Genomic DNA, 6,957 nt, shown 5'->3' with positions numbered 1-6,957 from the left:
GAACAGCACGCGGCCGCCCTTGGCGACGGTGTCCGACACCTGCTTGAGCGCCTGGTGCAGCAGCGGCACCGTCTGCGACAGGTCGATGATGTGGATGTTGTTGCGGGCGCCGTAGATGTAGGGCGCCATCTTCGGGTTCCAGCGGTGGGTCTGGTGGCCGAAGTGAATGCCAGCTTCCAAAAGCTGGCGCATGCTGAAATCAGGCAGAGCCATTCTTAGTTCCTTTCCGGTTGGCCTCCACGGACACAGGCATTTTCGGACCGAGGTCCTTGAACGCCACCGGAGGTTTCAGCCGGATTTCTCCCGGGCAGACACCAAAGTCCGTGTGTGGAATGAACGCGCATATAGAGGGGATGCGCGACAAACGCAAGCGCCCCTGCTCCTTGCCGATCAGCGTGCGACGATCAGCGCACCGGTGCCGATCATGGCGCCGCCGGCAAACCTGTTCATCAGGCGCATGCGCCCCGGCGTCCTGAACCAGCCGGAGGCCCGCCCGGCGAGCGCCGCGTAGACGCCCATGGTGCCAATGTTGACGCTGATGACGACCGCTATCACCAGCAGCCCATCGGCGAAGGTCATGGTGTCGAGATCGAGGATCAGCGGCATGATCGAGGCGTGGAACAGGATTGCCTTGGGATTGCCGAGCGCTATGGAGGCGCCGAGGAAAAACGAGCGTGAGAGCCTCGCCTGGGATGCCTGCGCCGTATCCGCACGGGCGTTGGCCGAGCGCCACATCCGGATGCCGAGGAACACCAGATAGGCAGCGCCCGCATATTTCAGGGCGAGGAACACCCATTCGAAAGTCTGTGCCAGCGCCACCAGGCCGAGCAGCGCCAGGATCACCAGCACCGCATCGCCGGCGGCAATGCCGACACCGGCCATGAAGGCGCGGACGAAGCCACGCGAGACGCCGTTGGTGATGACCGCGAACATTGCCGCGCCGGGCGTAGCGGCGGCAAGCGTGATCGCGGCGCAGTAAGCCAGAAATGCCGTGAGCGTCATGGCCTTATCTTCCCGTTAGGAACCCGCACACGGCGGAAGATCGCAACAATCTCCTCGCGGCTGCACTCGATCGCGCCCAGCCGCACCGCCCGGTCGCGCTCGAAGCCGGTTATGTCATAATGCGGCGCCGATGTCTTGGGCGGCCCCTGGTAGGACGAGCGCTTGAGGCCGAGTTCGGTGGCAAAGCGATGCAGTTCATCGGTGTCGTCGGCCATCAAATGGCACCAGCGGTGGCCGGCCCATTTCCAGATCGCCGCATCGACATAGATCGCCATCAGGCCTGCCGCTCCCCTCTTCAGCGCCGACGGCCCTGCGAGACGATTTGCCTTTGGACTATTTCGATGCAGGACAGGGTTTCGCCTGGTCGAACAGCGACAGGTTGACCAGCTTGCCGGTCATCGAGAAGTCGCCATAGTCCATGACGAGATCGCGGGTGATGCCGTTTTCGTGCAGCTTGAAGCTGATCCGGTACTCCGGGACCTCCTCGCCGCTCTTGTCGGTGTCGTCGAAATAGGCGATGTCGACCGGCCAGTATTTGTCGGCGGCGAGCTTGGCCAGCGCCGGCGCTTCCGGGTCGGTCTTGTCGGCGTCGGTCTTCTTGCCGACGACGACCGTCGTGGTCATCACCTTGTTGGCGTCTTCCGACCCGTCGAAAAGGTTGGTTTCATAGAAGCTTTCGCCCTTCTCGGCCTTGCCGATCAGTTCCACCAGATGCTGGGTCGGGAACTGGGTGGCGGCGAGCTCCAGGCTGTTCTTCTCGGGCTTGTCGATGTCGACCTTGAGGCCCTTGGGCTCCCTGGTCGCCATGCCCTTGACCTCCTTGTCGAGATTCTGGTCGACGAAGGATTTGGTGACGAAGGAGAAGGTCTTGCCCTCGGCATCCTCGAAAGTGGTCGTCTGTTGATCGGTCAGACGCGTATTGTCGTTGGTGACGATCTGGGTGACGAAGCGGAACTTTACCGTGTAGCCCTCGCAGGGCGAGCCATTGAATTCGTAGACCATGCGGCCCGAAATGCCGGTTATGCCGGAGCGGTCGGATGCCTTGTTGAGGGTCAGGTCGTAGACCGCGCGGTGCGCCTGCAGCGCCGGAACGGCAAAGGCGGGAGCCACCAGGAACAGCGCTGGCACAAGAACGGCAGGGAATGCTAGGCGCTTTGCGCGCATATGGTGCTCCGATCGTCGCGGCTGATGGCAGGCCGCAGGGAAAGATGGTCCAGCTTAAAAAAAGTCATGGCGGAAGCGAGGCAAAAATAGCAATTTCGGCCCGGCTCGCGCGGCGTCTTCAAGCAATAGGGAAATACGATGGGTGAAACAATCGAAAAGCGGCTAAGCGATCTCGGCGTCACAATTCCGGCTGCCGCCGCGCCGGCCGCCAACTATGTGCCCTATTGCCGGACCGGCAATCTGCTGTTCACGGCGGGGCAGTTGCCGCTCAAGGACGGCAAGCTGCAGGCGAGCGGCCTACTCGGCCGCGACGTCGATACGGCGACTGGCAAGGAAGCCGCAAAATACTGCGCCATCAACATTCTGGCGCAGGCCAAGGCAGCGCTCGGCGATCTCGGGAAGGTCCGGCGCCTGGTCAAGATCACCGTCTTCGTCGCCTCGGCGCCCGACTTTGTCGAGCAGCATCTGGTCGCCAACGGCGCTTCCGATTTTCTGGTCGCCGCGCTCGGCGAGCGCGGCAAGCACGCCCGCTCCGCCGTCGGCACCGCCTCGCTGCCGCTTAACGCGGCGGTGGAGATCGAAGCGATCTTCGAAGTCGAATGAGCCGGACCGATATCATGACCGACCTTTCCTGGCTGACCGCACGCCCTGTCGCGCATCGCGGCTTCCACGACATGAACAAGGCGCGCTGGGAGAACACGCTGTCGGCCTTCGCGGCCGCCGCCGAGCGCGGCTACGCGATCGAATGCGACGTGCATCTCTCCTCGGACCGCGTTCCCGTCATCATCCATGATGGCGACCTCAAGCGGCTGACCGGTGAGGACGGCTTCGTCTGGCAGCGCACGGCGGCGGAGCTCTCGGCGCTCAAGGTCGGCGGCACGGCCGATCATGTGCCGACGCTGCAGCAGGCGCTCGACCTGATCGACGGCCGCGTGCCGCTGGTGGTCGAGCTGAAGGGCACGCCGGGCTACGACCAGGGCCTTGTGGCGAGCGTCGGCAAGATGCTCAATCGCTACAAGGGCAAGGCGGCGATCATGTCGTTCGACCATTGGCTGATCCGCGATTTTCCGAAGGACGCGCCCGGCATTCCCGGCGGGCTTACCGCCTACGGCAAGGACAACCAGTTGATCGAGGCGCATTTCGCCATGCTGGCGCATGACATCGCTTTCACCTCCTATGCTGCCGGCGACCTGCCCAACCCCTTCGTCAGCTTCGTGCGCCAGCGGCTGAAAATGCCGGTCATCACCTGGACCGTGCATGACCAGCCGGCGGTCGACCTCACCTTCAAATATGCCGACCAGATGACCTTCGAAGGTTTCGAACCCGACCTCGTAAAGGTGGCGTGATCCAGGCTTGCGCAGCCCCGTATGGAGCTTAAATAAGCCTCATGGATCAGGGTGATGACGATGATGGACAGATGGCGAATGCGGAGTTTTCGATCCGCGTCGCCTCCGGTATCGGCGCCTTCACCTGCGATGAGTGGAACGGCTTTGCCGGGACCACGCGCGGTGACAAGGAAAACGGCTACAACCCTCTCGTTTCATTCGCTTTTCTGAGCGCGCTTGAAGAGTCCGGCTGCGCCGTGCGCCGCACCGGCTGGCAGGGCCACCACCTGCGGCTGGAGACGGCGCAGGGCAAGCTGCTGGGCGCCGTGCCCTGCTATCTCAAATCGCACAGCCAAGGCGAATATGTTTTCGACCACGGCTGGTCGGATGCGTTCGAACGCGCCGGTGGCCGCTACTATCCGAAGCTGCAAAGTGCCGTGCCGTTCACTCCCGTCACCGGCCCTCGCCTGCTGGTCAGCAAGGGCGAGGATGACAGCGCGGTGAAGGCCGGCCTCGCGGCTGGCCTGAAGATGGTGACCGACAAGCTCGGCGTGTCCTCCGCTCACGTCACCTTCGCCTCGGAAAGCGATGTCGTCACGCTGGAGGCGGCCGGCTTCCTGCACCGCACCGACCAGCAGTTCCATTTCTTCAATGAAGGCTTTTCGAGCTATGACGACTTCCTGGCCAGGCTTGCTTCCCGCAAGCGCAAGGCGATGAAGAAGGAGCGGCGCGAGGCACTTGCCGACGGCATCTCGATCGACTGGCTGACCGGCAAGGACCTGACCGAAAGGGTCTGGGACGACTTCTTTGCCTTCTACATGGACACCGGCGGCCGGAAATGGGGCCGGCCCTATCTGAACCGCCAGTTCTTCTCGCTGATCGGCGAGCGCATGGCCGACGACATCCTGCTGGTGATGGCCAGGCGCAACGGCCGCTACATCGCCGGCGCCATCAACTTCATCGGCTCCGATGCGCTCTACGGGCGCAACTGGGGCTGCATCGAGAACCATCCCTTCCTGCATTTCGAGGTCTGCTATCACCAGGCGATCGACTTCGCTATCGAACGCAAGCTGAAGGTCGTGGAAGCCGGCGCACAGGGCGAGCACAAGCTGGCGCGGGGCTACCGCCCGGTAACCATGCACTCGGCGCACTACATCGCGCATCCCGGCCTGCGCAACGCGGTGGCCGATTATCTGCGCCGCGAGCGCCGTGAGGTCGAGCGGATGGGCGAATATCTCGAGGACCACACGCCATTCCGCAAGGATCTGGCCGAGTAGCCCCTCGCCCTTGTCGAGGCAGGCATAATCGATCTCGGGTGACCTGCCTTGCCGCGCCATGACGGCTTCGCTACACGATGCAGGACATCCTTGATCAGGAGCGCCCGCCATGGCTGACTACGATTCCGGCAACATCTTCGCGAAGATCCTGCGCGGCGAAATCCCCTCGCACCGTGTCTATGAAGACGATACGGTCATCGCCTTCATGGACGTGATGCCGCAAGGAACGGGCCACACGCTGGTGGTGCCGAAGGCGCCATCGCGCAATCTGCTCGACGCCGACACGGCAACGCTCGGGCCGCTCTTCATTGGCGTTCAGAAGCTGGCACGGGCGGTCAAGAAAGCTTTCGGCGCCGACGGCGTCACCATCCTGCAGTTCAACGAGCCGGCTTCGGGCCAGACCGTCTACCACCTCCATGTCCATGTCATTCCGCGCTTCGAGGGCATCCCCTTGAAGCCGCACAGCGGACAGATGGAAAAGCCCGAGGTGCTGGCGGAAAACGCGGGCAAGATCCGCGCGGCGCTTGCCGGCTGAGGGCACGGACCGCGGCAAACGGCAGGCGCGAGAAGCACCCTACCTTTCCCGCTCGCCGCGCAGCTTGGCCCAATAGTCCAGCCGTTTCCTGATATCGCGCTCGAAGCCGCGCTCAGGCGGATCGTAGAAGGTGCGCCGGCCCATCTTTTCCGGGAAATAGTCCTGGCCGGAAAAGGCATCGGGCTCGTCGTGGTCGTAGCGGTAGCCGGCGCCGTAGTCCTCTTCCTTCATCAGCTTGGTCGGCGCGTTGAGGATGTGCTTGGGCGGCAGCAGCGAGCCGTACTCCTTGGCCGCTTGCGTCGCCGCCTTGAAGGCGGTGTAGACGGCGTTGGATTTCGGCGCGGTGGCGAGATAGACGGCGGCCTCGGCGAAGGCGAGCTCGCCCTCGGGCGAACCAAGATAGTCATAGGCGTCCTTCGCGGCATTGGCGATGACCAGCGCCTGCGGGTCGGCCAGCCCGATATCCTCCACCGCCATGCGCACCAGCCGACGGCCAAGATAGAGCGGATCCTCGCCGGCGTCGAACATGCGGGCGAGATAGTAGAGGGCGGCGTCCGGGTCGGAGCCGCGCACCGATTTGTGCAGCGCCGAGATCAGATTGTAGTGGCCGTCCTGGCCCTTGTCGTAGATCGGCGCGCGGCGCTGGATGATGCGCTGCAGACCCTCCGGGCCGAACACCTCGCCGGACTTGGCGGCGCGCCACACTTCTTCGGCGAGCGTCAGCGAGGCGCGGCCGTCGCCGTCGCTCATGCGGACGAGCATGGCGCGCGCCTCGTCGTCGAGTGGCAGCGCCCTGCCCTCGGCATCCTCGGCGCGTGCCAGAAGCTTGGCGATGCTGTCCTCGCCGAGTGAACGGAACACCAGCACACGCGCCCGCGACAGCAACGCCGCGTTCAGCTCGAAGGATGGGTTTTCCGTGGTGGCGCCGACCAGCACGACGGTGCCGTCTTCCATCACCGGCAAAAAGCCGTCCTGCTGGGCACGGTTGAAGCGATGGATCTCATCGACGAAGAGCAGGGTCTGGCGGCCGTTGGCGCGGCGCAGCTTGGCCGCCTCGAACACCTTCTTCAGGTCGGCCACGCCCGAAAACACCGCCGATATCTGCTCGAAGGCGAGCTTGGTCTCGCCGGCAAGCAACCGCGCAACCGTGGTCTTGCCGGTGCCGGGCGGCCCCCAGAAGATCATCGAGCCGAGAGAGCCGGAATCGATCAGCCTGGTCAGCGCGCCATCGGGACCGGTCAGATGCTCCTGGCCGACCACCTCGCCGAGGTTTTTCGGGCGCAGCCGGTCGGCCAGCGGCCGGCCGGGCGGCGCCTTTTCCGGTTCATCGACGCTGAACAGATCGGCCATGAACGTCTTCGAAGCTGGAGGGCGATCCCTTGGATCGCCTCAATAACGCAACACCTGGCGCAGTATCTGCCCGCCGCGCTCGACGGTAAAGCGCCACCAGCGCGTGTCCTGCTGGGCTATTTGCGCCAGCGTCGCCGCCGTGTCTATGGTCGTGCCGTTCACCTCCCGCACAATGTCGCCCGGCTGAAAGCCGAAATCGGCCGCCGGCGAATCGCGGTTGATATCTACTACGGTGACGCCCTTGAGGTCGGTGCGCAGGCCGAGCTTCTGGGCAAGCCTTGGCGACAGTTCCGCGACCTTGGCG

General features: G+C 64.0%; 10 protein-coding genes. 4 read left to right on the top strand and 6 right to left on the bottom strand.

Annotation, left to right across the window (positions count from 1 at the left end):
- The 4 genes from rpsB to EN745_RS26015 form a co-directional block, all read right to left on the bottom strand.
- Positions 1–213 (bottom strand): 30S ribosomal protein S2 (gene rpsB, locus EN745_RS26030; RefSeq protein ID WP_127422596.1); only part of this gene is annotated, 213 nt, incomplete at its 3' end.
- A 177-nt stretch (positions 214–390) separates the two neighbouring features.
- Positions 391–1,002: a LysE family translocator gene (locus tag EN745_RS26025; RefSeq protein ID WP_127422595.1), complete on the bottom strand. Its 612-nt coding sequence runs from the start codon at positions 1,000–1,002 to the stop codon at positions 391–393.
- Positions 999–1,277 carry a DUF4031 domain-containing protein gene (locus EN745_RS26020; protein ID WP_126054457.1) on the bottom strand — a complete coding sequence of 93 codons (279 nt, stop codon included), beginning with the start codon at positions 1,275–1,277 and terminating at the stop codon, positions 999–1,001. The genes EN745_RS26025 and EN745_RS26020 overlap by 4 nt, the downstream gene beginning before the upstream one ends.
- Before the next feature lie 58 nt (positions 1,278–1,335).
- Positions 1,336–2,166, bottom strand: coding sequence for a cell envelope integrity EipB family protein (locus EN745_RS26015; protein WP_126054456.1), 831 nt, complete (start codon positions 2,164–2,166; stop codon positions 1,336–1,338).
- 138 nt (positions 2,167–2,304) lie between these two features.
- Here EN745_RS26015 and EN745_RS26010 point away from each other — a divergent pair, with 138 nt between their 5' ends.
- The 4 genes from EN745_RS26010 (at position 2,305) to EN745_RS25995 (ending at position 5,303) form a co-directional block, all read left to right on the top strand.
- Positions 2,305–2,769, top strand: a complete 465-nt coding sequence (locus EN745_RS26010; RefSeq protein ID WP_127422594.1) for a RidA family protein — start codon at positions 2,305–2,307, stop codon at positions 2,767–2,769.
- 14 nt (positions 2,770–2,783) lie between these two features.
- On the top strand, positions 2,784–3,512 hold the full coding sequence (locus tag EN745_RS26005) for a glycerophosphodiester phosphodiesterase (protein ID WP_126054454.1): 729 nt from the start codon (positions 2,784–2,786) through the stop codon (positions 3,510–3,512).
- Between the two features lie 41 nt (positions 3,513–3,553).
- Positions 3,554–4,768 (top strand): GNAT family N-acetyltransferase, encoded by a 1,215-nt coding sequence (locus EN745_RS26000; RefSeq protein ID WP_127422593.1) that lies wholly within the window; start codon positions 3,554–3,556, stop codon positions 4,766–4,768.
- A 109-nt stretch (positions 4,769–4,877) separates the two neighbouring features.
- Entirely contained in the window at positions 4,878–5,303 is a 426-nt protein-coding gene (locus EN745_RS25995) for an HIT family protein (RefSeq protein WP_127422592.1), read from the top strand.
- 39 nt (positions 5,304–5,342) lie between these two features.
- On the opposite strand, the gene EN745_RS25990 is transcribed toward EN745_RS25995, so the two are convergent.
- Together EN745_RS25990 and EN745_RS25985 are read right to left on the bottom strand one after the other, a co-directional pair.
- Positions 5,343–6,653, bottom strand: a complete 1,311-nt coding sequence (locus EN745_RS25990) for a replication-associated recombination protein A (RefSeq protein WP_126054451.1) — start codon at positions 6,651–6,653, stop codon at positions 5,343–5,345.
- A gap of 39 nt (positions 6,654–6,692) precedes the next feature.
- Positions 6,693–6,957, bottom strand: a 265-nt coding sequence (locus EN745_RS25985; RefSeq protein WP_127422591.1) for a PDZ domain-containing protein, incomplete at its 5' end; no start/stop codon positions are given.

The organism is Mesorhizobium sp. M4A.F.Ca.ET.022.05.2.1, assembly GCF_003998845.1.
In the GTDB taxonomy this organism is placed as follows: Bacteria; Pseudomonadota; Alphaproteobacteria; order Rhizobiales; family Rhizobiaceae; genus Mesorhizobium.
This window is presented reverse-complemented; position numbering and strand designations above follow the sequence as displayed.

What these genes read in the sequence shown, in the direction of transcription:
- EN745_RS26025 (WP_127422595.1), bottom strand. Translation starts at nt 1,002, where the DNA reads ATGACGCTCACGGCATTTCTGGCTTACTGCGCCGCGATCACGCTTGCC.
- EN745_RS26020 (WP_126054457.1), bottom strand. Translation starts at nt 1,277, where the DNA reads ATGGCGATCTATGTCGATGCGGCGATCTGGAAATGGGCCGGCCACCGC.
- EN745_RS26015 (WP_126054456.1), bottom strand. Translation starts at nt 2,166, where the DNA reads ATGCGCGCAAAGCGCCTAGCATTCCCTGCCGTTCTTGTGCCAGCGCTG.
- EN745_RS26010 (WP_127422594.1), top strand. Translation starts at nt 2,305, where the DNA reads ATGGGTGAAACAATCGAAAAGCGGCTAAGCGATCTCGGCGTCACAATT.
- EN745_RS26005 (WP_126054454.1), top strand. Translation starts at nt 2,784, where the DNA reads ATGACCGACCTTTCCTGGCTGACCGCACGCCCTGTCGCGCATCGCGGC.
- EN745_RS26000 (WP_127422593.1), top strand. Translation starts at nt 3,554, where the DNA reads ATGGATCAGGGTGATGACGATGATGGACAGATGGCGAATGCGGAGTTT.
- EN745_RS25995 (WP_127422592.1), top strand. Translation starts at nt 4,878, where the DNA reads ATGGCTGACTACGATTCCGGCAACATCTTCGCGAAGATCCTGCGCGGC.
- EN745_RS25990 (WP_126054451.1), bottom strand. Translation starts at nt 6,653, where the DNA reads ATGGCCGATCTGTTCAGCGTCGATGAACCGGAAAAGGCGCCGCCCGGC.